The following is a 26796-nucleotide window of genomic DNA, read 5'->3' as shown; positions in this document are numbered from 1 at the left end:
ACAATGGAAGAAAGGGAACTGGGGAATGTACCCGGCGCGTTTCGCGCCGAGGTTTCTAGAAAAGAGAACGTTTGTAGCAGAGATTGTGCTTTATTCTATACTACCGGACTCTAAACGAAAAGCAGCGCGAGTTCCCCGCCCCACCGTGGGCGGGGGTGAAGCGCGTCACTCCGGCGCCTGTTCCGTCTCTTCGATATACCGTTCAACCACTTCTTCCGACACTGCTCCCGTCGTCCCCACGTAGTAGCCGACCTTCCAGAATCCACCACCCCAAAAATACGCCTCCTGAATCTCGGGACGCCGCTCCAGCAAATGCTTGCCAGAGTACGACTTGAATTGCCGAGCAATGTCCGCCGGACTGTGCTTCGGGTCTGTTTGCACGAACAGGTGTACGTGGTCGTCGCAATCTCCAACGCCAGAATCTCGTGCCCAAAGTGGTCAGCAGTCTCACCAAACAAATCTCGCATATCGTCCTCCAGTACATCCAGAACCGGGTGGCGGTACTTGGGACACCAGACGAAGTGATACTTGCAGGAACTAACCGAATGTGCATGACTACGGTATTCTTCCATTCCTAATCCCTACATTTATGACAGTCTGGAACAATTGTCAACGTATGGGTGAGAAAGCCACGAAGACGATTCAGACGCGCCTCCACATAGCGTCTGGTGAACGGTCGTGGCTTCACGACGCCCGCCTCACCTCACGCGAGATATTCAACGACACCATCCGCCTCAAACAACGCGGGTACAATCGTACCGAGATACAGCGAGAGGTTGACCGCGACGACTTCTTGCGGAACAACAAGTGCGCGGTCGTCGGCAAAGCCCTCCAAACGTGGGACTCCTACCAATCGCTCAAAGAGTGGTGGGAAAACCAAGACGACCCTGATGGCGGCAAACCGACGCCGCCGAGTACGGACAAACCGGGCGCGTACCCGCTCGTGATGGCGCACACGGAAGGCTACCGTCTCACCGTGGACGACGACACGAACCGCGTCCAGTTCCGCATCAGCCCGAAACCCTACAAGAAGGTGAAAGGACACCTGCGCGGCGAGCCGGACGCGATGGATGAACTTCGAGACGCTCTCGCGTCGGATGAGGTGGATGTGGGGCAGGCCGAACTCCTGTACCGCGATGGCGTGTATTACCTACACGTCACGGTCACACGCGAGTTCGACGTGCCCGAACCAGAAACCGCTGATACTGTAGTCGGCGTAGACATCAACGAGCGCAACGTCGCACTTACTGCCCTCGAACGCGAGACGATGCGGACGAAAGGCACGCTCGTCCTCGACTACGGACAAGTCAAGCAGGAACGCCAACGCTACCACACCATCACCACTCGGTGTCAGGAACACGGCAAGGCGAGTATCCACCGGAAACTCGGTGACAAAGAAGAGCGATTCACCGAGTGGGTGTTGCACCGTCTCTCCCGTGCTGTCGTGGAGTTCGCGGAGCAGTTCCCGAAACCGGTTGTCGTGTTCGAGGATATGAGCGGCATCCGCGACGAAATCAAGTACGGGACGTATATGAACCGTCGATTGCACAAATTGCCGTTCCACAAGTTCGAGGCGTTCGTCTCGTACAAGGCGACATGGCGAGAGATTCCCACGGATACGGTGGACGCTTACTACAACTCAAAGACGTGTTCGTGTTGTGGTGAGCGTGGGTATCGGCAGGGGCGGCGATTCCGCTGTACGAACGACGAGTGTGACGTGGTTCAAGACCACGCTGACCGGAATGCGTCGGTGAACATTGCGTGGCGTGAGAAGGCGAAACTCGACGGTAACACTACGAATTACCGGACTCACAAAACCCAACCGCAAGTCAGGTTGGTGCGTCTGTCCGGGTCGGGGCGCGTAAGCCGCCCAACCTCATCCCGCTCGCTTGCCAAGCAGGGAGTGCTAGCGCACGGCTGAGGGAATTACAAAAGCCTCGGGCCACCGTGCCCGAGGCTGTTTACCTGCGTAGTGCAGTAGGTCGAAAGTGACCATTCGCGTTCACTGTCCCTGACTTCAGAGCCAGTTGACTGGTGGCTCGTTCAGCACCAGACTTGAGCCAGTGCTGAACAAGACGCCACCCGACGTTTCGAGCGGCGTTGTAATCGCTGTGTAGTTCCTTCCCGCATTTCAGACACTTAAATTCGTCACCGTCACGGTTATTTTCGTGAGTAAAGCTACATTCAGAATGACTACACCGTTGACTCGTGTAGTGTGGCTTTACATCGTCCACGTCGATACCATATTCTTCAGCTTTGTATTCGACGTGACGTTGAAGTTCACGAAACGCCCACTGCTGGAACTTTGAACCGTTTGAGATGCGTTCTCGAATATTCTTCAAGTTCTCGAACGCAATAGCCGTACAGTCGTTTTCAACGGCTTCTTGAACAAGGGCTTTTGAGACTCTGTGGAGGTAATCAGCACTCCACCGAGCGAACCGTGACCCGATACTCTTGATGGTGAGGTGTGCCGACCGAGTGCCTGTCTGTTGGAGGTTTCCGCGACGACGTTCGTACTCGTCGCGCTTGTGGTTGAGGCAGTCTGCGTTGCCAAGGAACGCTCCGGTACTGGTGACGGCGAGGTATCCATCCACGTTCAAATCGACCCGCAAAACCACTCCGTTTTGGGTTTGTTCGTCGGTAGAATCAGACTCAACTTCTTTCTTCACGGCGACGTGGAGGTAGTACGTGCCATCACGTTTGTGGAGCGTTGCTTCGCCTTTCTCCCATTCGTCAGTCCAGTAGTCCTCAAACGGCGTCCCTTCCTCGTTGACTGGTGTGACGTATTCGGCAGTCACGCGGTCGTCAACGGTGGCGAGAGATACGTGGTCGTCATTGTAGGTGATGGTTCGACCGTTGTAGACGACGACTGTGCCTTTGAACTCGGGTTTGCTGGCTTTTTCACCGTCTTTGATAATACGGTCTTTGCAGTTCCCGAGTGCTGTGGCTGCAAGGTTGCGGGCACTCTGGACGAGACTGGATTGTAGGGAGAGTTTGTCACGAACGTCAGAATACGTGTCGTCGTGGAGCGTATTCTTCGTGTCCGTGATTTCGTAGGGGTTGTCGTTCCATCCGTGGTCAGCGACGTGTTGGGCCGCCTGACGGAATTGCTCAAACGTCTCATCGAGGGTTTTGTGGTCGTCCTCGGAAACGTCGAGCTTTATTTGGATGTTTCGGACAACCCCCATATTTCATAAGTATAGTTGAAGATACTCAAACCTATATAATATAGTGGGGAGTCGGTTGGCTATCGAACGTAGAATGTGTCATAGAGTGTCGGCTTCCTCCTCGGGGTCAAGCCCTGAGGTATCCGCCTTGATTCTTGATGAATGCTGTCCCGAACTCTCGAACGGTGTCGACCCGCCCCGCAGTCAGATACCGCCTTCGGGCTGGCTCCCGCCACCGGAGCCACGGCCCAGCAGGCTCTTGACTTTCGCCTTGAGTTCGTCGTCGTCGTAGTGCCGAAGCAGTGCCCAGGTCCCGATTTGGACGACGACGCCGACGGCAATCAGCGCGACAGTCCAGGTCGGTGGCGTCGGCACCGAGAGGCTCGCCAGCGGGTCGACGATCGCGCCGGCGTCGAGTCCGGCCCAGATCAGCACCGCGCCCCAGGCCGCGCTGACGAACACGACGACGACCCTCTGGAGGAGTACCGCCAGGACCGCGCCGATGACCGGCCCGGCGAGAATCACGGGGTCCAACAGGTTCGTCAGTGGATTCATCGAGGTGCTCGTCAGCGCGAGCGCCGCGCCAAAGCCCGTCACCGCACCCGGGACGACGAGCATGATGAGGTACACCTTGTTGGCGATGGCGAGACCGACGAACCCCAAAAACAGGATCACGGCGACGGTGGGGATCGGCCCCAGACCGGCAGTGCTGGCCGTAAAAAAGCCCGCGCCGCCGCCAAGCAGGAAGCCGAACAGCTTCAGCCCGGCCCGGTAGAGGAAGACGCCGCCGATTGTCAGGGCGATTCCGACGAGCAGTAGGACGGCTGTGAGTACGATGTTCGACACCTGAATCACCTACCGAACACGTCGGACAGCTGATTTATAAGTGTGCTGGGCGGAGGGCGAGCGGGGAGGGAGGACCCGCGAGGCGGAGGGCGAGCGGGGAGGGAGGACCCGCGAGGCGGAGGGTGAGCGTCGACTACAGCGTGTCGTCGGGGTCGTGGCTCTCGATCATCCGCTCGACTTCGCCGGCGTAGCGCGCCTGGGTGTCCGGGTCGCCGGCGGTTCCGAGGTTCTCCGGTTCGGTCTCCAGTGACACCGTCGTGGCCCGTCCGGGACCAGTGAAACCCGTCAGGGCGCGCTCCTTGCAATACTCCTGCCGGTCGTCCGGCGTGGCGTAGGTCAGAATGACCCTGTTCTGCTCACCGTGAGAGCAAACTCTCACCAGCCTCGACTCACTTCGTTCGCAGAGACGTCGTCGCCGTAGGTGCGTTCGACCAGTCAGACACGCTCGTTCCCGACGGCCCCGTCTGTCGTCGCCATACTCGAACTACGGGCCGACAAAATTTCAGTCCTCGTCGCATTCCCGAAAAAAGAGCGATAGATATTCGCGGGCTGGAAGCGCCTATTCGGTGAATCCTTCGAGAACGCCCTGCCCGTCCGTCGGGCCGATGTCGGGCAGTGCGGCCCGTTCGGGGTGGGGCATCAGCACGGCGACCGAGTCCCGTTCGCCGAGCACGCCCGCGACGTTGTGCTTCGAGCCGTTGGGATTTGCGTCCTCGGTGACGGTCCCCTCGCTGTCGCAGTACCGGAACAGGACTCGGTTCTCGCGGTCGAGTTCCTCCAACCGCTCGTCCGCCACCTCGAAGCGTCCTTCACCGTGAGCGATGGGGAGTTCGATCACCTCGCCTTCTTCGTAGGCGGCGGTCCAGGGGGTGTCGGCGTTCTCGACGCGAAGGTGGACGTGCTCACACTGGAAGCGGGCGCTCCGGTTGGTGGTGAACGCACCCGGCGTGAGTCCGGATTCGGAGCCGATTTGTGCGCCGTTACAGACGCCCAGCACGGGCGTCCCGGACCCGGCGGCCTCCCGGACTGCCGCGACGATAGGCGAGTGGGCGGCCATCGCGCCAGCCCGGAGGTAGTCGCCGTACGAGAAGCCGCCGGGGAGGACGACACCGCTGGTGTCGTTGAGGAGTCCGTCCTCGTGCCAGACGAGTTCGGCGTCGACGCCGAGTTCGCCGAGCGCCCGCACGGCGTCACGGTCGCAGTTCGACCCACCGAACTGAATCACCGAGACCGTCACACGAGCCACCCCCTGGTGGCGACTGTGACCGGGCGGGCGACGAGCGTCCGTCGGCCGCGAGCGGGAGTGAGTGGGGTCATGTGTCCCGTTCGGCGACCGCCACGGTGTAGTCGTGTATGGTCGGGTTCGCGAGCAGTCGCTCGGCCATCTCGTCGGCGCGCTCCGTTGCCGCGTCGGCGTCGTCGGCGTCCACGTCGATCTCGAACTGGTCGGCCGACCGGAGGTCGTCCAGGTCGAAGCCCAGCCGTTCGAGTTGGCGCTGAGTCGTCTCGGCCTCCGGGTCGAGCACCCCGTGTTTCAGCCGGACCGTCACGGTCGCGGTGTACGTAGTCATCGTCAGGATTGGCGTGACCGTCGAGGTTAACATTTGTTATCTCTAACCGTATGCCAACTTTATTTCTAGATAGATGACATCAAAAGAACCTTACCGAAAGTCGGTCTGTGTAAAACTCCCTCGACACTGTGGCACCAGGGTTAATCACGGGTGCCGCGTTGGCAAGTACCATCCCATGACACAGATCAGGGACACCAGTCGTGACATGCGCATCGATCCGGACTCGTTCGCCGGTGGATACTTCCGCAACGCCGTCTACCGCCACTGGGACCCCTGCGAGGACGTCCCACAGGAACTGCTCGAGCAGGACCGCGAGCGCCTGCTGGCTCACGACGGCGACGAAGAGAAGTTCGAGGCACTGCGGACGACGCTCGCGCTGTTCGGGGCGGGCGAGGAAGCAGTCACGGAGGACCTGATGCCGCTAGGGATGGTGCTCGACGACATCGACGACCAGATGTTTCTCTCCACCCAGATCTACGAAGAGGCCAAACACACCCAGTTTTTCGACCGGTACTGGCGCGAAGTCATCGATCCGGTTGCGAGAGCGGAGGACGCCGAGGTCACTCGGCCCACCGACCAGCGGTACTTTCCCGAGGGGTACGTCGAACTGTTCGACCGGACGGAGGAAGCTATGGAGCGACTTCTGACCGACGACACTCCCGAGAACCGCGCGAAGGCATACTGCCACTACCACCTCACCGTCGAGTCGGTGCTGGCACAAACCGGCTACTACGGCATTTCCGCGCGGTTCAGCGACGGTGGCCCCGACGTCTACGACGACGACGTCGACACCCCCGAACTCGAAGGGCTAGTCGAGGGGATCAACTACATCCGGAGCGACGAGGGTCGACACGTCGGCTTCGGGATGCAGAAAGTTCGACACCTTATCCACGAAGAGCGCGTCGACGAGACCGTCGTACAGGACACACTGATGAACCTGCTGCCGTTCGTCTCCGAGGCCGTCGAGGCGACCCGAACAGAAGACATCGACCCGACGCCGCTGATCGAGTACGCGACGGACAAGGTGCGCCGACGTATCGACGTGCTGACGGAGAGAGACGCCGAGTTGCCGGCGGTCGAGCGACTGGTGACCCTCGAAGAGGACCGCGACGGGACCAGCGCCGATTAAATCTTCTGCCAGCCCTCTGGCTGGTCGGGGAGACCCCGAACTCGGAGTTGATGCTTGCCGTCGTCGGTCCGGCGCACGTCGACACGACCGTCAAACGTCTGGGCGATCGAACTGACCGTGCGCTCGTCCCGTGCGCTCGGGTCGACCACACAGGCCGCCACTCCGTCGGCCGACCGGACGCGGCCGGTGACCGTGTGGAGGAATCGGTAGACCGGTTGAAGTTCGTCGACGTACATCAACAGTGTCGAAATCGAGAGTAGCCCGGTTCGAACCCGCTCGACGCCTCCGGTGTACAGCCCCTCGTACAGCGAGGAGAACTCGATGCCGATGCCGGTCAGGTCGCCGGGCGAGCGCACAGTTTTGATGTTCGTGTCGTCGCTACTGCCGCTCGTCGAGCCACACTCGATGACGGCCATCCGCGCCCGGTCGAACGTGCCGCCGACGCCGCTGTAATCGTCCAGAATCGTCGTGCCTGTATCGTCGGCAGCGACGAGGACTACCCCGTCTCCGGCCCGTTCGCCGGCCGCGAGCATCCGGAGCGCGACCGCGTTCGTCCCGGCGAACGGTGGGCCGGCGACGAGCAGGTTCGTCCCTGGCCGGACTGGCTCGATCGGCAGTTCGTCGAACTGATAGCGCTGCTGTGCGTCCTGACTCATCGGTGTTCGCCCTCCCCCCGTGCCGCTCGCAGGCGACGCCTGAGATCTAGCTGCTCGGCCGCCTCGCCGGCCAGCAACTGCAGATACTGAACCTCCGACTCGGAGAACGACCGCGGTTCGTCGTCGGTGAGACAGAAACTCCCGAGGGCCGCGCCGTCGGGTCCGTGAAGCGGCACGCCAGCGTAGGCGCGGATATCCAACCGGTCCAGCGCGTCGTTGTGTTCGAAGCGGGCGTCGTCGTGTGTGTCCTCGATGGTCATCACGTCGGGCTCGAGTATCGCGTGGGTGCACATCGTCTTCTCCCGCGCCAACGGGTCGAGAGCCGGACCCTGACACGAGAGGAACCGTTCTTCGTGTTCGTCGAGGATGCCGACGAACGCCCGGTGGACCCCGAAGTGACGCAACGCCAGTTCCGTCAGCCGGTCGAGCGCCTCCTGTGCAGCCAGTCCCTCGATGTCGTACCGGTTGAGCGCCGCGAGCCGCGTTTCCTCATGGTCCGGCAGCGGATACCCAACCTGACTCCGCCGTGTGACGAGTTCGTCGATCAGCCGCCGCAACCGGTCGTGTGCGTTCGGGTGTCCCCTGGTGAGGAACTCCGCGACTATCCCCTCGAAACCAGTCGTGTCGACTTGACCCGTCGTCACGTCGGCAAAGAGGATACAGGGCGTATCGGGCACGGCCTCCCGGGCCGTGGTAAACAGCTCCAGTCCATCCCCGTCGGGAAGGGTGTACGCCGCCACGACACAGTCGACTGCTACTGTCGTGAGCGTCTCCGATGCCGTCTCGAGGTTTGCAGCCTCGTGGACGTCGAGTCCGGCCCCGGACAGTGCTTTCGCTGTCGCCGTCCGGGTCCGGTCGTCGCCGTCAGCGTACAACACAGTGACCGGCATACACTATTGTACAGGCGTAACTCCACCACGTACAAATATCTATGGCAGCTTTCAGGTCCGTGAAACGACCGCCGCGTCGGTTGGCCGACAGCACATCGAAAAACAACCTTTTTCGCCGGGCGTTGCACAGAGATATCATGACTGCGGTCGCCGACAGTGCCAGCTGGTGGTTACAGTGAAAAAACACAAACTGACAGAGATCACCGTCGTTGGAGAAGACGACACCGGTCTCATCGCGAACGTCACCTCCCTGCTGTTCGAGCGGGGCATCAACATCGAGGACCTCGACCAAGCCGTCAGGGAGGGCGTCTTCCGGATGACCATGCACGTCGACACGTCCGAGATGGTCTGCACCGAAACGAAACTCCGGGAGGACGCCGACGAGCTCGGCGAGGACCTCGGCGTCGACATCCAAGTCCGGTTCCCCGCCGAGCGCGAAACCCAGACCATGGCCGTCCTCGTCACGAAGGAGTCCCACTGCCTGGAGGCTATCTTCGAGGCCTGGGCCAACGGTGACCTCGGCGCGGAGGTGCGCGTCGTCATCGGCAATCACCCCAATCTGCGACCGCTGGCCGAGAAGTACGACGTCCCCTTCCACGACGTCGGCGACGAGAAGGGGACGCCCGACGAGGGCCACATGCTCGACCTCCTGCAGGAGTACGAGGTCGACCTCGTGGTCCTGGCGCGCTACATGCGCATCCTCAGCCCGGACGTGGTCTTTCGGTACGAGAACAGGATCATCAACGTCCACCCCTCCCTGTTGCCCGCGTTCCCCGGCGCGTCGGCGTACATGCAGGCTATCGAGGCGGGGGTCCGTATCGCCGGTGTCACAGCGCACTACGTCACGACCGACCTCGACCAGGGGCCGATTATCACCCAGCGGGCGTTCAACGTGCCCGACGACGCGAACGAAGAGGACCTGCAGCGTATCGGCCAGCCGCTGGAAGCCGAAGCCCTCATCGAGGCGATCACACTCCACCTCAACGACGCCGTCTCGGTCCACCGCGGCCGGACGACCCTGCGCGACGACCTCGACACCGACGCGGTGCAACTGGGCTCACCCGAGGTACTTGACGACGCCAATCCCGACCGGCCCATCGACGGGCTCGGCGAGATTGTAGCGAATCGGGGCGGGGAGGAAAGCGAAGCAGACGACTGAGGACAGCGAGTGAGTTGGCCTCGCGGTCGAACGGCTGACCGGAGTGCGACCGAAGAGCGAGCGACGATGGAGGAGCCCGAACAGCGGAGCGAACCGGCACGCCCCAAACGACCGAACGGGGAGCGTGGTGACCCGTGAACGGGCCGACCGACAGGACGCCGGTGGGAACGAGTGAGTCCCCGACACGGCCCGAACTGACTCCCCACTATATTAAATACCAGATTTGTTCGGGTGCATTTATTATCCACGACGAAAAATACAGGCACAATGCTGTCGAACAAACTGACCGAACTGGGGGGCGTCGTCCTCATCTTCGCCGGCATGCTTACCGTCGGCTACCTGACACAGGATGACAGATTCGGATTCATTGTTCCGATCCTGTTCGTGATGAACATGGGGGTCGGCATCTCCGGGATGGGACTGCTCGCGCTCTCGAAGCCGAAACTCGCGCCTGTCGGGGGTGTCGTCGCCATGGGTCTGTCGTTCCTTACCTTCCTCGTCATCTGGGACGCACCGCTGTGGGTAGTTCCGACAGTGTTCGGCGGGGCTCTCTGTATCGTCGGGCCGATTTCGGCGCGGTTCCTCCGCCCCCGACCCTCCGGCTCTGGGTCGGGTTCTTAGAGGGACTGGATGGTCTCGACGGCCGTGTCGAGCGGCGGTGCGTCGAACAGTTCTCGCCCAACGTAGGCGTTCGTCCCGGCCGTGTAGAGGTCTCTGGCAGCGTCGACGACGTGACCCGGGAGCGGTTCGGGTTCGCGCTCACAGCGTGACTTCCAGTCGGCTACGTCCTCGGCTCTGGCCCGTTCTTTGGCTTCGGTGACGGCCTCGACCCACTCGGGCTGGGTCCGCTTGTGGTACTGCCGAATAACCTCCTTGGAGACCTCCTGTCCGGCGACGGAAAACCGGTTCTCGTCGAAGGTACCAACCACGTCGGCGACTCGAACTTCGCCGTCGTAGTAAAACGTCTCGATCTTGCCGTCCTCGTGAACCAGCCCGACCTCACTGGCCCGTTCGGTGACGATTTCGTTCACCTCGAGAGCGAGCGCCTCGAGCCGGTCGACGTCGACTGAGCCGGCAAGCCGGTCGGTCTCGCTCCGGGCGAGATAGCGGTCCGACGCCTCGAGTTTCGTCGAGAACTCGACGACCGGTTCGGGGAGGTCGACCACTCTCTGGGGCCACTCGCTGTGACCGAGGCCGAACTCGGTGGGGTCGGCGCGGGACCGGAGGCTCGACCCGACGGGAACGGTGTTGCGGAAGACGATCTCCAGGGGGATCAGGTGATTCTCCCCCGCGTCGGCGTAGTAGGCGTCGTAATCGTACTCGCGGCCGTCGTGTGGCAGGTCCGGAACCTGTGTGAGTTCGATGGCCATCTCCCGGGGCGGACCGGCGACTTCGGTGAGCGGGACCACCTCACCGCCGCTGATAACGCCCTCGTAGTGGGTCGGGACGCCCGCGTCTTCGAGCAACTCGAAGTTGTACGCGCCCATCGCACAGAGGCTCGCGCCTTTGTTCGGGATGTCGTCGGGCATCTTCCCCCAGTCGAACACCGAGTAGTCGTCGGTGAACACGAACGCGCCCCGCCCCAGTTCGGTCGCCGTGGCCGGTCGCTCGACGCGAAAATCCTTGACGCTCGTCATCGGTCACACCCCGTCGCTCCGGGGCCGGTCCCGGGCGTGGCTGTCACAACAGTCATTGTCCGTTGGTCCCCGCGGCGTCACTAAGGGGTTACTATCCCCACGGGCGCCGGCCGGCCGCCGTGATTGCACGCCGCCCACGTGTGGAATCAAAACTGAAAATTCGGGGCGAACCTACAAGATGGCCTGTGGTCGACTGTCGATAGCACGGATGCTGGCGAACGCGCTGTGGGCGGGTTGGTACCTGTTCAGTACGATCGTGATGGCGGCTTTCGCGTACGTGTACTGGACGAACCGGAACGTCCGGGGACTGGAGTATCTGCTCGCCGCCGCGGTACTCGGCAGCCTACAGTCGCTTTTGTACCTGCTCTCGCTGGTCGCGCCGACGGTGACGACGACGGTACTCTTCTGGAAACTGTTCGGCGTTCTCGCGGCGGTCGTCGTCTTCCTCTGGTACCTGTTCGTGGTCGCCTGGACCGAGTGGGCCGTGCTGGCCCGCCGCTCGGCGCTCCTGTTGGTCGGCGGCCCGCTGGCGGTCTGTGTCGCCCTGCTCGTGACCAACACCGCCCCGGCGGTACCGGGGGTACACTCGCTGTACTGGTCGTCGGTGTCCGTCCCGACCTCGAACACTTTGCTCTCGCCTCCTGCCTTCGAGAGCGGGCCGGTCGCCCTCGCACAGAGTGTCTACTCGCTGGGCCTGCTGATGGGGATGGTCGGACTGCTCGTCGGCTTCACCCTGCGTTCGGACCAGCGTCTTTACCGCTGGCGCAACACGATGCTGGTCCTCGGCGGCATAGCTGGTCTCCTCTTTGCCGTCGGTTTTGCCTTCCTCGACCTGCCGTACGAACCTCACCCGCTGGTCTACGTCCTCGCCAACAGTTTCGTCGTCCTCGGAGTGGTCCGGTTCAGCGACTACGACGTGGTGTCTCTGCCGGAAAACAGCCTCATCGAAGCCATCGACGGGGCGATTCTCGTCTACAGCGTCGACGGGACCGTCATCGAACTGAACGAGGCGGCGAAACTCGTGCTCGGAGTTACGGACGAGGCCGTCGGCCGCGGTGTCGTCGGTGTGGTCGAACTCTCCGAGTCGCTGCCCAGCATCCGGGGCGACGAGAGCGGCACCGCGGCCGCGTCCCCTGCAGGGGTCGCCGACGTACTCGACGGTCACGAGTTCACCACCGGCATCAACGGTGTCTCCCGAACTTTCGTCGTCCGGGTGTCCCGCCTCGACGACGACGGTGACCATCTGGGCTGGACGGTCCTCTGTTACGACGTGACCGACCTCCGGCAGCAACAACAGGAACTCGACCTGCTCAAGCAGGTCCTCAGCCGCGTGTTACGGCACAACGTCCGAAACGACCTCTCCGTGGTCAAGGCAAACGCACAGATGCTCGCCGAGGAGACCTCCGGCCTGCAGGCCGAACGCCTCCAGACCATCATGGATAAAAGCGACAACCTGCTCGACGCCAGCGAGAAGGCCCGGACCGTCGAGAAACTGCTCTCGGGTAAACGGACCCGTAGTGAGTTCGACGTCGCCGAGATGGCCAGCGAGGCCATCGAGACCACCCATCGGGAGTTCCCTGGGGTCTCCTTCGAGACCGACCTGCCCGACACCTGTCCGGTCCACGCCCACTGGGCGCTCGCCCACGCCATCGACAACGTCGTCGAAAACGCCGCGATGCATAACGAGGCCGACGACCCACAGGTCGCCGTCACCGCCGAGTGTGACGACGACAACGCCGTCGTCCGGGTCGCCGACAACGGCCCCGGCATCCCATACAAGGAGGTCGAGGTCCTCGAACGCCGGGAGGAGACCGCCCTCGAACACGGTTCGAGTGTCGGGCTCTGGCTGATCGACTGGATCGTCGACCTCTCGCAGGGCGACATCGGATTCGAGAACACCGACCGTGGCTGTACCGTCACGATCGAACTGGAGGCCGCGATTCCCGGGACGGACATCGAGGACGAGGACGCGACCGACCTCAATCTCGGAATCGGCGCCGACGACTAGAACCCACTTTTTACTGCGGGGGGTTCGCGACGCGAACCCCCCGTTGCAAAAACTTGGGGAAAAACGACGGAACTCGCGCCGCTGGCGCGAGTTCCGGGATTCCCGCGAGTGACCGCAGGGAACGAGTGGGGACTTGTCAGAGGCGTGGCGGATGCTAGTTTCAGCGAGAATAGTGTGCAAATGCCGATAGATTTGGAGTGCAAACATAGCGCCGGAAAAGTTAGGATGATTGTTCAATACGATTGAAGTATGGCTGAGAAGAACCTCGTAGAGTTTATTAAAGAGTGGCAGACGGGTATGCTTCTTTTTTTCGGGTCCCTCGCAGTCGCTATTGTTCTAATGTCGATCCTGAGTTCTGCGGGACCAGTCTACGGTATATTGCTTGGGTTCTTTGGCGGAGGAGTATTGGCATTTCTTACGTTCTCATACGTACTGTACGGTCGGTAAAGACACGCTCTTCAATGCACACCAGCATCCGCGCGACCGAAGGGAGCGCGGTTCACGGAACTCGCGCCGGTGGCGCGAGTTCCGCCTTTTTTCACCCATGTTTTTTGACGGGGGTTGAGCGCTCGCCGTGGGCGAGCGCGAACCCCCCGTGAAAAAAGATGGCGCCACGTATATACCGGTCCCGCCCCTGCCACGAGTCAATGCCTGATGCGGTCACGCCGTCGGTCCCGCGGGGCGAGTTCGACTTCCAGCACCGCCCACAGACCGACCAGTCGTTCGAGAACGCGCTCGAAAAGGCCCGGACCGGGGACCGACTCACCGTCGACGACGGGATTGAGTTGCTCACAACCGGGACCGACCGACCCGGAATCGACCGCGCACGCAAAGAACGCGTCCTCGAAGCCGCCGACCGTCGGCGCGCCGAAGTGGTCGGCGAGGAGGTCACGTTCGTCGCCAATCTCAACAACAACGTCACCACAGCGTGTAACACCGGGTGTCTGTTCTGTAATTTCAAGGACCGCTCCGAACAGTTCCGGACGAGCTATCAGGACGACCACGATGGGTTCACGAAGACGCCCGCCGAATCCCGCGAGATCGTCGCTGGCGCGGCCGAACGGGGCATCTACGAGGTGACTTCGGTCTCGGGGCTCCACCCGGCGTTCGCGCTCGACGACGACCATCGCGAAATCTTAGAGACCAGCGAGCGGGGCGACCTGAACTATCGACCGCCCGCCGAGTACGAGACGGACCCGGGGAACTACGTGGGACAGATCGAGGCGATGAGCGTCGACGGCGTCCACGTCCACTCGATGACGCCCGAGGAGGCTTACCACGCCCGTCGTGGGACGGACTGGTCATACGAGGAAGTGTTCCGCCGACTGCAGGCGGCGGGACTCGACTCGGTTCCGGGGACGGCTGCCGAGATTCTGTCCGACGAAGTTCGCAACGTCATCTGCCCCGGTAAGATCGACAGTGGTGAGTGGCTGGAGGCGATGGAGGCGGCCGCAACCGTCGGCCTCGACACCACGGCGACGATCATGTACGGCCACGTCGAGAACGAGGCACACCGGGCGCTGCATCTGGACCGCATCCGGGACCTGCAGGACCGGACCGGCGCGATTACCGAGTTCGTTCCCCTATCTTTCGTCCACCAGGAGACGCCGCTTTTCGAGCGCGGGATGGTAGACACGGGGGCGACGGTCCACGAGGACGAACTGATGATCGCCGTCTCGCGGCTCTATCTGGACAACGTCGAGCACATCCAGTCCTCCTGGGTCAAGTACGGTGATGCACAGGGACTGAAGATGCTCACCTGCGGGGCCGACGACTTCATGGGAACAATCCTCAGCGAGGAGATTACGAAACGCGCTGGCGGCGGCTTCGGAGAGTGTCGCTCGGTCCGGGAGTACGCCGACATGATCACAGCCATCGGTCGCGTCCCCGTCGAACGGTCGACCGACTACGAACACCGTCGCCGAGTCGATCCCGCTGCCGACACCCTCGGTCCGAGGCTCGGCCCTCAAGCCGACGGGACGCCACTCGTCCCCGAAAACTGACTGGCGACCGTGGCTTCGACGGTCCGGGAGCGGCCGCGCGACCGTCGCGGTCTTTTATACATATACTCTCTCAGAAACGAATGTAATAAATCCACTTTGAATAGGCGGGTCAAAACCCAAGACGGCTCCCCGATTACGCTAGAGTTGCAGACGGGCTAACTGGAGTGTACGGCCCGGGAATTCCTGATTCGGCGGCCAGCAACGCCGCCGGTCGATTCCCCATCCCCCCTTCTCCACTTCGCATCAACGAAAGAACTATTTCACAGTTGGAACAACGAGCGGACGATGCGACATGTGACGGTTCGACTCTCGCTGGACGCCCCGCAGTTCCACCCGTTCGTGGGTGAGTTGCTCGCCGACCCCGTCGTGTCTGTCCAGCGGGTCCACCGGGCGGACCTCCTCGACGACGGGACCCTCGTCGTCCTCGCGGAGGGGACCGGCGACCGGGGCCGATTCGAGTCCATCGTGCAGGCCGCGGACCCGGTTCGAGAGTGTAGTCTCTCGGGAGAACGCACGTGGTACGCATACCTCTCCGTCGACCCGACGGAGTTCGCGCGGACGCTGCTGCAGACTCGGCGCTCCTCCGACGTGTTCGTCAAGTGGCCAGTCGGCGTCGTCGACCAACGGACTGTGGAGGTGACTTACGTCGGGCACGACAGCGGCTTCCGCGAGAAAATCGCGGCGTTACCGGAGACCATCGACGTGGAGATCGTCCGGACTGGGACCTCCTATCCCGACGCCGAGCAACTGCTGGAGAAACTCACCGAGCGACAGCGCGAAATATTCACCGCCGCCGTCGAGCAGGGATACTACGCTGACCCACGCCGCACGACTCACAAGGAACTGGCAGAGGAACTCGGTTGCTCGGCCGCTAACATCGGCGAACACCTCCGCAAAATCGAAGCGACCGTGTTCCGCGAACTCCGCGCGCTCGACCGCACCCCTGGCCCCACCGAGGACGACGCGGCCACCCTGTCCTGGTGACCGGGCGACTCTACGTGGCGTCGACCGCTGGTTCATCCAGGTCAAAGCTCGAACCGAGCGCCGTTTCGGGCGTCGCCTGACGCGAACGAGTAATGCGGCTCCAAACAGTGCCACTCCGTACGCGACCGTCACGTACAGGTAGTCGCTTCCCGTTTTTTGTCCGCCAACGAGAGAAACGAACCGTAGCCGACGACCGCCGGTGCCGCCCACGTGAACCGGGACACGTGGTCCGTAGTCGACAGCACCGCTCCGGCCCCGAGAGCGGGTGTTATTTCCACTGTTGATGCCCGAGCAGTAGACAGAAGACGGTCTGATACACGGAGCCAGTATCAATCGGACGACGCACTCGTCGGGTTCGTTCCGCGGTCGCGGACGGTCCGGAATCGGTCGCCAGTCCCGTCGGGAGCGTCGATGGCCGCGACGATGCGGTCCGAGAGCCACTCGTCCGTCGCGTAGCGGTCGTACACCGGCAGTCGCTCCCGCAGGGGGACGCCCGCGTGGTCGGCGACCGCCCGGAGTTCGTTCAGTGCGGGCCACTCGTAGTCGGGATTGACGTGATCGACGGTGACCGGCGACACGCCACCCAGGTCGTCGATTCCGCAGTCGACCACCTCGCGTGCAGGTGCGAGGTTCGGTGGCACTTGGACACTCACGCTTTCGGGCAGACAGGCCCGGGCCATCGCGACTGTCCGCCGGAGCGCCTCCACACTCGGTGACCCCCCGTTCCAGCGCTCGTTGTCGACGACGGGCTGGACGATTACCTCCTGGATATGCCCGTATCGCTCGTCGAGTTCGCGAATCGCCAGTAGCGACTCGGCTCTGTCCGCCCAGTCCTCCCCGATTCCGACGAGGATACCGGTGGTGAACGGGACGCCGAGTTCGCCCGCCGTCCGGATGGTGCGGAGCCGCTGACCCGGCTTTTTTCCGCGCGGCCCGCCGTGTGCCTGTACCTCCGCCGTCGTCTCCAGCATCACGCCCATTGAGGCGTTCAGGTCCGCGACTTCTGCCATCTGGTCGCGGGTCTGGTCGCCGGGATTGGCGTGCGGGAGCAGACCCTCCGCCAGCGCGATCTCGCATGCCTCCCGCAGGTACGTGTGGATCGAGCCGTGGCCCCACTCGTCGAGTTGGTCGTGGATCGCAGTGTAACGGTCGTCAGGGTCGTCGCCGAAGGTAAACAGTGCCTCGGTACAGCCGGCCTCGGCGCCGCGCCGGACCGTCTCCCGAATCTCGTCGGGGCTCATCAGAGTGGCCTGTCCCGGCGCGTCGTAGTAGGTGCAGTACGTGCAGGTATATCGGCAGGCCGTCGTCAGCGGCACGAAGACGTTCCGGCAGAAGGATAGTTTGGCGGCTGGGTCCACGTCCGCCGGCCGCACGTCGAGCAACTCCTCGATGTCGTCGTCAGCGACGGTCAGATCGACGTCGTACTCGTCGGTCCCCGGGATCACGTTCAGGTGTGTGTCGTGGACCGCAAAAAACGTGTCACCTCCGCATTCGGGAGGGGCCGCCGACGGCCGCCACGTCACGACCGGTCGACCGACTCCGCGCCGCGTCCGCACCGGCCGCCCAGGTCGTTCGACCACACCGGGCAGCCATCGAACGTCGACCGACGCCGGAGGACGACCATCGGGGGCACTCCGGCGGTCATCAATTGGCTCGGGTAACCTCGGCGCGACCGTCCGCGACCGTGACCGCGAAGCCGGCGTCGACCAGCCACTCGCGGGCCCGCCCCTCGCCGTGCAGGAGGACCTCCGCGAGGTCCGCCGGCTCGTCCACGTCCGTCGCCAGCCGGAAACTGTCGACCTCCGTCACGTCGGCGCCAATATCGTGAGCGGCTTCGCGGTGGTCGCGGATCGACGCGCCGTGGTAGTCCGTCCGAAACTCGGGGTGACGGGTCACGACGGCGTTAGTCCCTGCGCCACGGCCCGGAGCCAGCACCACGTCGCCGTCAGTCTCGAACAACCGGTCGACTGCGGCCGGCGTCGCCAGGGCGAGGTCCGCCATGACGACGCCGACCGCATCGGCCCCACCGTCGAAAGCGTCCGCGAGCGCGGCGTTTACTGCCGTCGTCAGTGGCCGGTCGTCGACCGTGACGGGAGCGTCCGCGTCGACGGCGGTCGTCGCGAGGACCTGCGGGTCGTGGTCACGCCCGCTAATTGCTTCGAGCACGTCGGCACACATCGCGCGAGCAAAGGCCGACCGCTCAGACGGCGAGAGTGTCCCCGCGAGCCGCGTCTTGGGTTCGTCGGTGGCCAGGGGGACGAGAACGTCCATCAGCGCAGTTTGTCGTAGTCGTCCTGCTGGTTGCGCCAGTACCAGACGCCGCCACCGACCAGTGCCAGCACGAGGATACCCGCGCCACCGAAGACGAGTAACTGGGTCGTCTGCTGTGACTGTTGGGTCTCCTGGGCCGCTTCTTCGGCGTTTTCGGCCTGCCGGATTGCGTTCCCGAAGTTCTCGTTGTCGTACGACGAGATGGCGCCCTGCAGGGTGTCTTCTGCCTCGCTATCACCGCCGACCGCATCGATGGCCTCCCGTGCGCTCTCGATAGCCTGCCGGGCCTGCTTACTGTTCTCGGTAAAGTATTCGATGTCGGCGGAGCCGATCTCGGTTTGCTGGTCGCCGCTCACCCGGTAGAGCGTGATCGCAGAGAGGTTCTGCCGGGGGTCGTAGTTGTACTCGCTCCGGTTGGGCATCGTCCCGGAGACGCTGATTGTGATTTCCTCGTCGTCGTTCTCCTGACTGACTGCCGTCTCGATGCTCGATCCCGACCCGCTTTCGTTCTCGATTCCGGCGTTCCCGAACTTTGCTTTGCTGAGCTGCCAGGTAACGTCTCCCGTGAGGTTCGACTCCGCACGGAGCGTCCATTCGCTGGGGGCGTCGTCGTAGAGATTACTCACCGTCAGCGTGGCGCTCGTCTCGGCCTCTGACTCAACCTCCTGTGGCACGTTCTCGTCTGTGACGGTAACGGCCGCTGCTGTCCCGACCACGCCAACGACCGCGACCGCGAGTAGTATGAAGACGACACTCCGTTTAGAACAGGGGATCGAGTTCATCATCATCGTCCTCGACTAACTCCTCTAAATTCGCTTTGCTTTCCTGCCGGATTTCGTCGATATTATCCTGGGCCTCGATAGCCACCTGCTGGAGTTCCTTGATCCGGGGCACGTTGTGGACGCCCGACAGTAAGATGACGCTGGCGACGTAGTCGGACTCCGGGACCGGGTAGTCACCACCGCGGACCTCCATACTCCCGGTCTGCTCTTCCAGCCACTTTCGACCGCGCTCTATCCCCTTCCGGTTGAGGTGACGTGGCGGACCACTCAACACGAGCAGTGCCCGCTCGGCACCGTCAATCTCACAAGGCAGGGTCAACCGCCCCAGCGCGGCTTTGCGGACGAGACTGGTGATGCGGTTGGTAGTGTTTGCGGTGTCCATCCCGTCGTCGCTGTCGTCTCCTTTGAACCGCGAGAGTAACCCGCCGCTGCCACTCTTGGGTTCGACCTCTTCGGCGGCGTAGCCGACCGTCGAGACGCCACCGCCTGCGAGCGTGTTGATAATCTCGCTGGAATCGACGACGCTCTCGGCGACTGCGCCGCCCTGTTCGACCTCCCCTGCACCGAAGAGGATACCAAAGCGTTTGACGATCTCGTCGTTGATCTCGTCGTAGCCGCCCTGGACGGACTCGCCGGACTTCCGCCAGGCGTCGTTGTCGAACACCAGTAGGTTGTCGACTTCCCGGACGAACGTCTGGAAGGAGCGCGCGGCATTAAGCGTGTAGATACCACCCTCGTCGCCGCCGGGTAACACGCCCATGCCGTACACCGGTTCGGTGTAGATCCGTTTGAGATGTTTCGCCAGGACGGGGGACCCACCCGACCCGGTCCCGCCGCCGAGACCGGCGACGATGAGGAAGGCGTCGACCTCGTGGACAGGGATGTTGTCGATCGCACCCTGCACCTCGTCGATATCTTCCTCCGCGATCTCGGCGCCGAGTTCGTTGTCGGCGCCGACACCGTGTCCCTTCACCCGGGCCTGCCCGATCAGCACCCGATTGTCCTCCGGTACACGGTCCAGTCCAAGTAAATCGGCTTTAGCGGTATTGACGGCGACCGCGGAGCGGACGATCCCGCTCCCGGTTCGTTCGTCGTATTCCAGGAACTTGTCGACGACTTTCCCGCCCGCCTGGCCGAAACCGATCATCGCGAGTTTCATGAATCGTCTCCGTGTGAGAAGAAACAATCAGATTACGGCTATAAGTTTTACCCCCAAATATCAGCAAATAGAACGCCGAGTTTAATTCGCGACCGCCTGAAAGCAGCCCGGTTAATGAGGGATTAGAAGCAGCAAAAATGGGTGCTTACGCCCGCGAATCCACGTATTCGCCGAGCTTCGTCAGGTCCTGGCGGTCGACGCCGAAAGCTGTAATATCGTTGTCGCTGGTGGTATTGTCGAACTGTAACGACCGGTACTGGTCGCCGCCCATCGGGAACCCAGGAATCGACCCCGCGAGTTTGAGGCCAACCCCAGCCAGCCCCATCGGAACCGGGACGATGATGCTCCCCCGGACCATCTTCGCGATCTCCCGGAGCGTCAGCACCTCGGCGCCGCCGATCTCGTAGACCTCGCCGACGTGGGGGTCGTCTTCGATGGCGTCCGCAAGCATCGGCACGAGGTCACCCACCCAGACTGGCTGGAAGTTGGTCTTCTTTCCGCCGCCGGGCAGCGGCGCGAGGCCGGGCGGCGTGAGCTTCTTTGTAAACGAGACGAACTCGCCACCCTCCCCGAACACGACCGACGGGCGGAAGATTACCCAGTCGAGATCTGAGGCGGTGACGATGTCTTCGGCCTGTCCCTTCGCTCGGATGTAGGCCGTCGGCCCGTCCGGATCGGCGCCCAGGGCGCTCATGTGGAGGAGCCGGTCCACGTCGTATTCCTCGGCCGCCTGCACGACGTGGCGCGCACCCTCCGTGTGAATCTCGACGTGCCGCTCGTTGCCGCCCTCGGGCTGGAACAGCGGTGAGAGCGCCACCAGGTACACCACCGCAGCCTGGTCTTCGAAGGCACCCTCGATCGAATCGTAGGCCGTCACGTCACCGCGTACCGTGTCGACGTCGGCCGGGAGGGCCTCGCTCTCCGGCTCACGTGACAGGACCGTCACGTCGTGGCCCCGGTTGCTCAACTCCCTACTCAGGTTCGTTCCGATGAAACCGCTGCCGCCAACGACGAGAACGTTCATACGACTCACCGTTCGAATTATCTGCGTTTAAAAGTACCGCGACCGGTCAGACACCGGCTAGCGGCCCGGTGTCCCGTGACTTTCCCCCGGAACGAGAAACGGCCGCAGGCGGGTCGCGCCCGTTAATGGAGTTCGACTGCGTCACTCGTCGCTCCGTTCGACGGTTCGGAACCGGCAGCGGCCGCACTGGCCGTGCGACTGAGTCCGTGGTTGCCCTCGATAAAAACGTGTGCCGCCTGTCCCCCTCGCTGAGAGCGCGGCAGTGGCGTTGCCGTCGAGGCGTCCCACGGTGTCCATCCTCGGAGACCGCAGTCCCGTCACGGTCGCGGAACCGAAAGCCGACCCGTCTCAGCGGACGGCGCGGCCGGCCCTCTGCCTCCCGGGCCGAACGGGAACGGCCGATTTACAAACACCGCCCGCCCAACACCGACATGCTCATTACGCTGGAGGGAATCGACGGCAGCGGTAAAACCACCGTCTGGGAGGGCCTGCGCGAGGAACTCGACGGCTCGGTCACTTTCACGCGCGAGCCGACCGATTCCTGGTACGGCGAGGCCGCCGAACGATCCATCGGCGACGAGGCCGCCGACCCGCTTGCGGAACTGTTCCTCTACACCGCCGACCACGCCGACCACCTCTCGCGAGTCGTCCGCCCTGCGCTCGACGCCGGCCACCTCGTCGTCTCAGACCGTTACTCGGACTCGCGCTACGCCTACCAGGGTGTGACCCTCGATGGAACTGTGGAGGACCCGATGGCCTACGTCCAGCGCGTCCACGACCCGTTCACGCGTGCGCCCGACCTAACCCTCTACTTCGACGTGGCTCCCGAGACCGGTGCCGAGCGCAGCGGGACGACGAACAAGTTCGAGGCGGCGGACTACCTCGCTCAGGTTCAGGACAACTACGAGCGGTTGATAGACGCAGAACCCGACCGGTTCGTCCGGGTCGACGCCACCCAGTCACCCGAGACAGTCCTCGCGACTGCCCGGAGTGAAATCGAACGTCGGCGCTAAGACGCTGTGATTCGGTTCCCGTCTTGTATTTCAACGGAGTATCAATATCACTATCCAGTTACATCTGGATTCGAAGGTCGGGCCAGAACTGTTGGTTGCTGGCCCTGACGAGCGACCGGCTTCTGGCATAATTATCGAAGACTGGAGTATTGAGCATCTGGAGGCGTTCGTGACTCGATTTATAACCTCCCTCTATGACGACCAGGGCAACGAGACGGCGAGAGTCTACCGCGTTCCCTACGAATGTTGTGTACGTTTTATGACCAGAGTGGTGGGAGAGGTCGCAGGCAGTGAGCTTCACGACAAGCAGAAAAAAGAACTATTCAAACTGGAATCGCGGCCATTTCAGCCGTCGGATGTAGTCTCTTCCGTTGAACTACGTTCGCTGGCGGCGGTTGTCCGGGACGGACACGTCGTCCGGCGCGGGCATCCAGAAGAAATCGAAGGCGATGCCCAGCGCGAGCGGGACCAGGACCGTGAGCGCCATGACGGTACTCGCGCTCCCCAGGTTCGGGCCCAGAACGCTCCCGAGCAGTATCGTCGTCCCCACCAGCGGTACCGGCGTGAGGACGACGGCGTAGAGCGCGCTCCCCCACTGCGTGTTCAGCCGGACACGAAAAAAGCGGGTCGCCAGCGCCGCGATAGCCATGTTCAGGCCGACGATGACCAACAGCCCGGCGATTTCAACCATAGAGACCATGTACGTAGTATATACCGAGACTGCTTGATGGTGTCGAAGTCGCGAATCTGCCACCGCGTTTGTTCACTGCCGTGTCCTGAGTGGAGCCGGACACCGGGCCGTCGACGAGCGCACAGTCCCGGACTCGGACGAGGCCACACGGCTGTCGAAACAGTCCCGGCCTTCGCGTCGAGCAACGCGTTTGAGTTCGCCTATGAGTCACTGCCGCCGCGACCGGTAGCACAGTGCGAGGCGGGTCGTGGCCGACACGGCAGCGAGTGACGGGCCGCCGTCGTTTCCTGACTACTCTAAGCAAATATAGGTTCGCGTGTCCACGACGCCGTCGAGGTCCCGGACGTCCGTCGCGACGGAGTGCATCACGTTGTACACCTCCTCGCCCTGGGCCTCAATAATAATGTCGTACTTTCCGGCGACGATATGTGCCTCGGTGACCCCCGGGAGCGACTGTGTCGCTTCCAGTAGCGCCTCCGACCTGCCCGCCGCCGTCTTCACCATGATGTAGGCCCGAAGCATGTCCCTTGCTACTTCACCACACATCAAAAGCTTTTATCCAGATACAATGCCGTTTCGCATCATAACTGGCAGGCCTCCGGAATAGATTTATCCCTTCCCGTGGCAGAGTATGGCACATGAGAATAGTCATCATGGGTATCGGTCGCGTCGGGCTCCGGACCGCCCGCGTCCTGCAGGAGAACGGCCACGAGGTCGTCGTCGTCGAGAATGACCCGACCTCGGCCGACCGCGCCCGGAAAGAAGGGCTCGACGTGATCGAGGGTGACGGCTCGACAGAAGCAGTACTCGCGAAGGCCGATCTGGCGACTGCGGATGCTCTGGGCGCGCTGTCGGGCAATCTGAACGACAACTTCATCGCCTGCATGATCGCCAAACACCACGGCTGTCGCACGGTACTGCGAATCGACGGGGGCTACCGCGAAGACATCTATCGGAAGTACGCCTCGGAGGTCGACGAAGTGATTTACCCCGAGCGACTGGGCGCCATCGCTGCCAAGAACGCCCTGATGGGTGGGTCGATCCGCGCCGTCGCCGACATCGCCCGGAACCTCCAGATGGTCGAGTTGACCGTGACGGCCGACTCGCCGGTGCACGGCTACACCCTGAGCGAACTCGAACTACCCGCGAACTCCCGCGTCCTCGCTTTCGGCAAACAGGACGCAGCCTACGGCCTCCCTAGTGCCGACGCCTCGTTGGAGGCGGACGACCGACTGGTCGTCCTCGCCGACTTCGGTGTGCTCGACGACGTGTGTCGAATCGTCGTCGGGGACGACCGGGCCCGCGCCACCGCTGCAGGGGGTGTCTGACCGTGGTCGTCGCCTACGTCATGGTGAAGGCCCACACTGGCGACGCCGACCGCATCAAGGCCGACATCGACAGTGTCGACGGCGTTGTTGAGTCATCCATCGTCGCCGGCGACGTGGACTTCATCGCGAAGGTCGAGGTGGACTCCCCCGCCGCCGTCAAGGACGTGGCCGCCTCCGGTATCCAGGAGACCGACGGCGTCGAGAGCACGCAGACGTACATCGCGATGGATTAGGGCTCCCACTTTTTACTGCAGGGGGTTCGCTGGGCGAACCCCTTTACAAAAACTTGGGGAAAAACTGCCGCGAGCGCGAACAGCGCGCTCGCGGTTGCTGTGCCCGTGCGACCGCAACCGCTCAGCCACCGCAACCGATCAGCCACCGCTCCGGTACGCACTTCTCCCCGCCAGCAGACACTGTCCCCATGGCCCGGTCCCTGACCCGTCTTGATGCGATGAGCGGTGGACTGGCTCTGCTCACCGCGCTGGCCGGTCTCGCCGTCTACCCCCGCCTCCCCGCCGAGATGGCGATCCACTTCTCGGCGTCGGGACAGCCCGACACCTTCGCCCCGAAGGCCGTCGCGGTGGCGGCCGTGCCGGTCGTGATGGTCCTGACTCACGCCGTGTTACGGTGGTCGGCCCGGGTCGATCCGCCGGACGACCCCCGAACGATGACCGGCATCACGGTCGCGACGATGCTCCTGCTCGCGGCCGTCCAGGGACTCGTCCTCGCCGTGAACCTCGGCTACGCCGTCCCGTTCGACCTCGTGCTGGTCGGTGTCCTCGCGTGGGGCACGCTGGTCGCCGGCTACGGCATCGTCCGCGAGTACGGACTCGGCGTCTGACTGCCGCTCACAGTGGCGTCCCGCCGCGGCTCCCGTCCCCACCCTGGCTCGCCGCCTTGCCCATGAGGTCCGCGACGACGCCCTCGTAGTCGTAGCCCGGCACGACGCCCTCGACGTAGGTCCCCTCGACGTACTCCGCGAAGGCCTTCGCCACGTCCGGCGCGCGGTCGGCGTTGTCGAACTCGAAGGCGAACTCGGCGACGGCCTCGGTTCCGTCTTCGGTGAGCGTCATCTCGTCGAGTGTCACGTCGGTCCGGGTGACCGACGGTGCGTCTTTCAGCCGGCGCTCGAGAGTGTCGAACCAACCCGCCTCCACGGCGTCCCCCACGTCGCCGTCGACGGCCGCCGATAGCATCGGTGTCTGCACTACCAACCGGTAGGAGAGCGCCCAGTCGTCGGTCTCGGCCGCCGTTACGCGGCCGTCGAATCGCGTCGTCGTCACGACGAAGCTGTCACCGTCGCGCTCGAAGGCCTCGTGACCCTCGAAGGCACGCTCGGCTCGCTCGGGAATCCCGTCAGTCATTGCCTTCGAATAGGTGAGCGGACGACAAAAACGCGTTGTGTCGGAGTTGGATCTATTACCGACCTTCGGCGGAGACGGACGCGCGTGCCCTTCACACCACCCCACTTCGCCGGGTTCGTGTGTTTCGACCGCTGCGCGGCCACTACTCGCGGTTACGACTCGGTCTCCATGCGGTCCCCGACCGTCTCTCACTCTTCTCTCCCCTCGCTCCGGTCGAGCGCGGCCGCCAGCGGTCCGGCCCGTTCGGGACCGGTCCAGCTCATCTCGCGGCCCCGAGAACGTCGAGGACGCCTCTCGTTGCGACTCCAGACGAGAACAATCCGTCGCGCGAGAGAGGGATTCGAACCACGTGGAGACGGTCGCCCTCAGTGCGTTCGGGTGCTGAGACTCCCCTGATTCAAATCACATAACGATTCGCCCGCGCCACGAACTGTGGCGCGGCCTCATGCGAGGGAGGGGATTTGAACCCCTGGACCCCTACGGGAGCGGATCTTAAGTCCGCCGCCGTTTCCAGGCTTGGCTACCCTCGCACATTCGTTTCTCCATCCGTGAGGGGTTTGTCGGTTTCGGTCCGCCACGGCTTCGTTCGCCCCGTCAACCGGCGGCGCGCCAAACGACCGCACCCCGGTGACGTCTGCTGGGCTGCAGAGGGCAACCGCTCCACAGCGGGACAACCCAGCGGTGACGCCTACCAGTCGACGCTGAGCGTCCCGTCGCCCTCGGGGTCAGGGGCGACCTCCTCGTTCGTCCGGCGATCCACGACGTGGATAATTCCCTTGTCCTTTTTCGCCGGACAGGCCTCCGCGGCCGCGACGTTGTGGTCGAGTTCCTCCTCGTCGAAGAAGTAGGCCTCGGGCTTGGCGATACCGGTCGAGATGTCCAAACTCCAGTTGTCCGAGTACTCCGCACACTTGCCCGCGCCGAAGCACTTGTTCGCCTCGAAGATGATCTTGTACGGCTTCGCTTCGACCGGCGGCGCGTTCTGCTCGCCGATCTCGCTGGGATCCACCGGTTCGTCCGCCTCGCTCATACCACCACGTTGTGCACTGCCGACCTTTCGTCTGTCGCTTCCGGTCCGGAGGAACACCCTCTTTCCACTGGAACACACGTCTAC

At 63.1% G+C, this 26796-nt stretch carries 29 protein-coding genes, 1 tRNA gene and 1 pseudogene; 12 read left to right on the top strand and 19 right to left on the bottom strand.

Going from position 1 to position 26796, the window contains the following annotated elements:
• Positions 1–165: 165 nt before the first annotated feature.
• A pseudogene (tnpA, locus tag Q0964_RS08925) lies at positions 166–572 on the bottom strand (IS200/IS605 family transposase).
• A 44-nt stretch (positions 573–616) separates the two neighbouring features.
• On the opposite strand from tnpA, the gene Q0964_RS08920 reads away from it, so the two are divergent.
• Positions 617–1921, top strand: a complete 1305-nt coding sequence (locus Q0964_RS08920) for an RNA-guided endonuclease TnpB family protein (RefSeq protein WP_299266162.1) — start codon at positions 617–619, stop codon at positions 1919–1921.
• A 40-nt stretch (positions 1922–1961) separates the two neighbouring features.
• Here the strand turns inward: Q0964_RS08920 and Q0964_RS08915 are convergent, their stop codons facing one another.
• The 5 genes from Q0964_RS08915 to purS all read right to left on the bottom strand — a co-directional run bounded on the left by Q0964_RS08915 (position 1962) and on the right by purS (position 5584).
• Positions 1962–3188, bottom strand: a complete 1227-nt coding sequence (locus Q0964_RS08915; protein ID WP_299266157.1) for an RNA-guided endonuclease InsQ/TnpB family protein — start codon at positions 3186–3188, stop codon at positions 1962–1964.
• A gap of 183 nt (positions 3189–3371) precedes the next feature.
• Complete coding sequence (locus Q0964_RS08910; protein WP_299266155.1) at positions 3372–4022, bottom strand: hypothetical protein; 651 nt, start codon at positions 4020–4022, stop codon at positions 3372–3374.
• Positions 4023–4146: 124 nt separating this feature from the next.
• A complete protein-coding gene (locus Q0964_RS08905) occupies positions 4147–4392 on the bottom strand; it encodes a DUF7967 family protein (protein ID WP_299266152.1) in 246 nt (81 codons plus the stop codon).
• Positions 4393–4572: 180 nt separating this feature from the next.
• Entirely contained in the window at positions 4573–5250 is a 678-nt protein-coding gene (gene purQ / locus Q0964_RS08900; protein ID WP_299266151.1) for a phosphoribosylformylglycinamidine synthase I, read from the bottom strand.
• 76 nt (positions 5251–5326) lie between these two features.
• Positions 5327–5584 (bottom strand): phosphoribosylformylglycinamidine synthase subunit PurS, encoded by a 258-nt coding sequence (purS, locus tag Q0964_RS08895; RefSeq protein ID WP_299266149.1) that lies wholly within the window; start codon positions 5582–5584, stop codon positions 5327–5329.
• A gap of 175 nt (positions 5585–5759) precedes the next feature.
• Between purS and Q0964_RS08890 the strand changes: the two genes are divergently transcribed.
• The gene (locus tag Q0964_RS08890) at positions 5760–6713 is read left to right on the top strand and encodes a ferritin family protein (protein ID WP_299266147.1); all 954 of its coding nucleotides are present in this window, start codon (positions 5760–5762) and stop codon (positions 6711–6713) included.
• On the opposite strand, the gene Q0964_RS08885 is transcribed toward Q0964_RS08890, so the two are convergent.
• On the bottom strand, positions 6710–7369 hold the full coding sequence (locus Q0964_RS08885; protein ID WP_299266144.1) for a DUF7504 family protein: 660 nt from the start codon (positions 7367–7369) through the stop codon (positions 6710–6712). The two genes, Q0964_RS08890 and Q0964_RS08885, sit on opposite strands and share 4 nt — an antisense overlap.
• Complete coding sequence (locus Q0964_RS08880) at positions 7366–8259, bottom strand: GAF domain-containing protein (RefSeq protein ID WP_299266142.1); 894 nt, start codon at positions 8257–8259, stop codon at positions 7366–7368. The genes Q0964_RS08885 and Q0964_RS08880 overlap by 4 nt, the downstream gene beginning before the upstream one ends.
• 175 nt (positions 8260–8434) lie before the next feature.
• Here Q0964_RS08880 and Q0964_RS08875 point away from each other — a divergent pair, with 175 nt between their 5' ends.
• Together Q0964_RS08875 and Q0964_RS08870 are read left to right on the top strand one after the other, a co-directional pair.
• Positions 8435–9418 carry a formyltetrahydrofolate deformylase gene (locus Q0964_RS08875; RefSeq protein WP_299266139.1) on the top strand — a complete coding sequence of 328 codons (984 nt, stop codon included), beginning with the start codon at positions 8435–8437 and terminating at the stop codon, positions 9416–9418.
• A gap of 267 nt (positions 9419–9685) precedes the next feature.
• Entirely contained in the window at positions 9686–10039 is a 354-nt protein-coding gene (locus Q0964_RS08870) for a hypothetical protein (RefSeq protein ID WP_299266137.1), read from the top strand.
• Here the strand turns inward: Q0964_RS08870 and Q0964_RS08865 are convergent.
• Positions 10036–11055 carry a phosphoribosylaminoimidazolesuccinocarboxamide synthase gene (locus Q0964_RS08865; RefSeq protein WP_299266136.1) on the bottom strand — a complete coding sequence of 340 codons (1020 nt, stop codon included), beginning with the start codon at positions 11053–11055 and terminating at the stop codon, positions 10036–10038. The genes Q0964_RS08870 and Q0964_RS08865 overlap by 4 nt on opposite strands.
• Positions 11056–11233: 178 nt before the next feature.
• Here Q0964_RS08865 and Q0964_RS08860 point away from each other — a divergent pair, with 178 nt between their 5' ends.
• The 4 genes from Q0964_RS08860 (at position 11234) to Q0964_RS08845 (ending at position 16050) form a co-directional block, all read left to right on the top strand.
• Positions 11234–13063 carry a sensor histidine kinase gene (locus Q0964_RS08860; protein WP_299266134.1) on the top strand — a complete coding sequence of 610 codons (1830 nt, stop codon included), beginning with the start codon at positions 11234–11236 and terminating at the stop codon, positions 13061–13063.
• Between the two features lie 249 nt (positions 13064–13312).
• Positions 13313–13510 (top strand): DUF8144 family membrane protein, encoded by a 198-nt coding sequence (locus Q0964_RS08855; protein WP_299266133.1) that lies wholly within the window; start codon positions 13313–13315, stop codon positions 13508–13510.
• Positions 13511–13710: 200 nt separating this feature from the next.
• Positions 13711–15066: a 7,8-didemethyl-8-hydroxy-5-deazariboflavin synthase subunit CofH gene (cofH, locus tag Q0964_RS08850; protein ID WP_299266131.1), complete on the top strand. Its 1356-nt coding sequence runs from the start codon at positions 13711–13713 to the stop codon at positions 15064–15066.
• Positions 15067–15351: 285 nt separating this feature from the next.
• Positions 15352–16050, top strand: a complete 699-nt coding sequence (locus tag Q0964_RS08845) for a helix-turn-helix domain-containing protein (RefSeq protein ID WP_299266130.1) — start codon at positions 15352–15354, stop codon at positions 16048–16050.
• Between the two features lie 329 nt (positions 16051–16379).
• Here Q0964_RS08845 and cofG read toward each other — a convergent pair whose 3' ends face one another.
• From cofG to Q0964_RS08820, 5 genes are all read right to left on the bottom strand, one after another.
• Entirely contained in the window at positions 16380–17495 is a 1116-nt protein-coding gene (gene cofG, locus Q0964_RS08840) for a 7,8-didemethyl-8-hydroxy-5-deazariboflavin synthase subunit CofG (protein ID WP_299266128.1), read from the bottom strand.
• Positions 17496–17694: 199 nt separating this feature from the next.
• Positions 17695–18321: a 2-phospho-L-lactate guanylyltransferase gene (gene cofC / locus Q0964_RS08835; protein ID WP_299266125.1), complete on the bottom strand. Its 627-nt coding sequence runs from the start codon at positions 18319–18321 to the stop codon at positions 17695–17697.
• Positions 18321–19103, bottom strand: a complete 783-nt coding sequence (locus Q0964_RS08830; protein WP_299266122.1) for a hypothetical protein — start codon at positions 19101–19103, stop codon at positions 18321–18323. The genes cofC and Q0964_RS08830 overlap by 1 nt, the downstream gene beginning before the upstream one ends.
• Positions 19081–20262, bottom strand: coding sequence for a tubulin/FtsZ family protein (locus tag Q0964_RS08825; RefSeq protein ID WP_299266117.1), 1182 nt, complete (start codon positions 20260–20262; stop codon positions 19081–19083). Before Q0964_RS08825 ends, Q0964_RS08830 begins: the two co-directional genes overlap by 23 nt.
• 145 nt (positions 20263–20407) lie before the next feature.
• On the bottom strand, positions 20408–21286 hold the full coding sequence (locus Q0964_RS08820; protein ID WP_299266114.1) for a complex I NDUFA9 subunit family protein: 879 nt from the start codon (positions 21284–21286) through the stop codon (positions 20408–20410).
• 431 nt (positions 21287–21717) lie between these two features.
• Here Q0964_RS08820 and tmk point away from each other — a divergent pair, with 431 nt between their 5' ends.
• On the top strand, positions 21718–22299 hold the full coding sequence (tmk, locus tag Q0964_RS08815) for a dTMP kinase (protein WP_299266112.1): 582 nt from the start codon (positions 21718–21720) through the stop codon (positions 22297–22299).
• A gap of 376 nt (positions 22300–22675) precedes the next feature.
• Here tmk and Q0964_RS08810 read toward each other — a convergent pair whose 3' ends face one another.
• Together Q0964_RS08810 and Q0964_RS08805 are read right to left on the bottom strand one after the other, a co-directional pair.
• The gene (locus Q0964_RS08810; RefSeq protein WP_299266110.1) at positions 22676–22999 is read right to left on the bottom strand and encodes a DUF7991 family protein; all 324 of its coding nucleotides are present in this window, start codon (positions 22997–22999) and stop codon (positions 22676–22678) included.
• Between the two features lie 282 nt (positions 23000–23281).
• On the bottom strand, positions 23282–23512 hold the full coding sequence (locus Q0964_RS08805; RefSeq protein ID WP_299266107.1) for an Lrp/AsnC ligand binding domain-containing protein: 231 nt from the start codon (positions 23510–23512) through the stop codon (positions 23282–23284).
• Positions 23513–23628: 116 nt separating this feature from the next.
• Here Q0964_RS08805 and Q0964_RS08800 point away from each other — a divergent pair, with 116 nt between their 5' ends.
• The 3 genes from Q0964_RS08800 (at position 23629) to Q0964_RS08790 (ending at position 25159) form a co-directional block, all read left to right on the top strand.
• Positions 23629–24318 carry a potassium channel family protein gene (locus Q0964_RS08800; protein WP_299266104.1) on the top strand — a complete coding sequence of 230 codons (690 nt, stop codon included), beginning with the start codon at positions 23629–23631 and terminating at the stop codon, positions 24316–24318.
• 2 nt (positions 24319–24320) lie between these two features.
• On the top strand, positions 24321–24551 hold the full coding sequence (locus Q0964_RS08795) for an Lrp/AsnC family transcriptional regulator (RefSeq protein WP_299266103.1): 231 nt from the start codon (positions 24321–24323) through the stop codon (positions 24549–24551).
• Between the two features lie 188 nt (positions 24552–24739).
• Positions 24740–25159, top strand: coding sequence for a DUF1648 domain-containing protein (locus Q0964_RS08790; protein WP_299266101.1), 420 nt, complete (start codon positions 24740–24742; stop codon positions 25157–25159).
• A 7-nt stretch (positions 25160–25166) separates the two neighbouring features.
• On the opposite strand, the gene Q0964_RS08785 is transcribed toward Q0964_RS08790, so the two are convergent.
• The 3 genes from Q0964_RS08785 to Q0964_RS08775 form a co-directional block, all read right to left on the bottom strand.
• The gene (locus Q0964_RS08785) at positions 25167–25682 is read right to left on the bottom strand and encodes a DUF5813 family protein (protein ID WP_299266098.1); all 516 of its coding nucleotides are present in this window, start codon (positions 25680–25682) and stop codon (positions 25167–25169) included.
• A 446-nt stretch (positions 25683–26128) separates the two neighbouring features.
• A tRNA-Leu gene (locus tag Q0964_RS08780) sits at positions 26129–26212 on the bottom strand.
• 158 nt (positions 26213–26370) lie between these two features.
• Positions 26371–26712, bottom strand: coding sequence for a ferredoxin (locus tag Q0964_RS08775; protein ID WP_299266095.1), 342 nt, complete (start codon positions 26710–26712; stop codon positions 26371–26373).
• Positions 26713–26796: the final 84 nt, after the last annotated feature.

It is taken from the genome of Halorientalis sp. (genome assembly GCF_028275115.1).
In the GTDB taxonomy this organism is placed as follows: domain Archaea; phylum Halobacteriota; class Halobacteria; order Halobacteriales; family Haloarculaceae; genus Halorientalis.
This window is presented reverse-complemented; position numbering and strand designations above follow the sequence as displayed.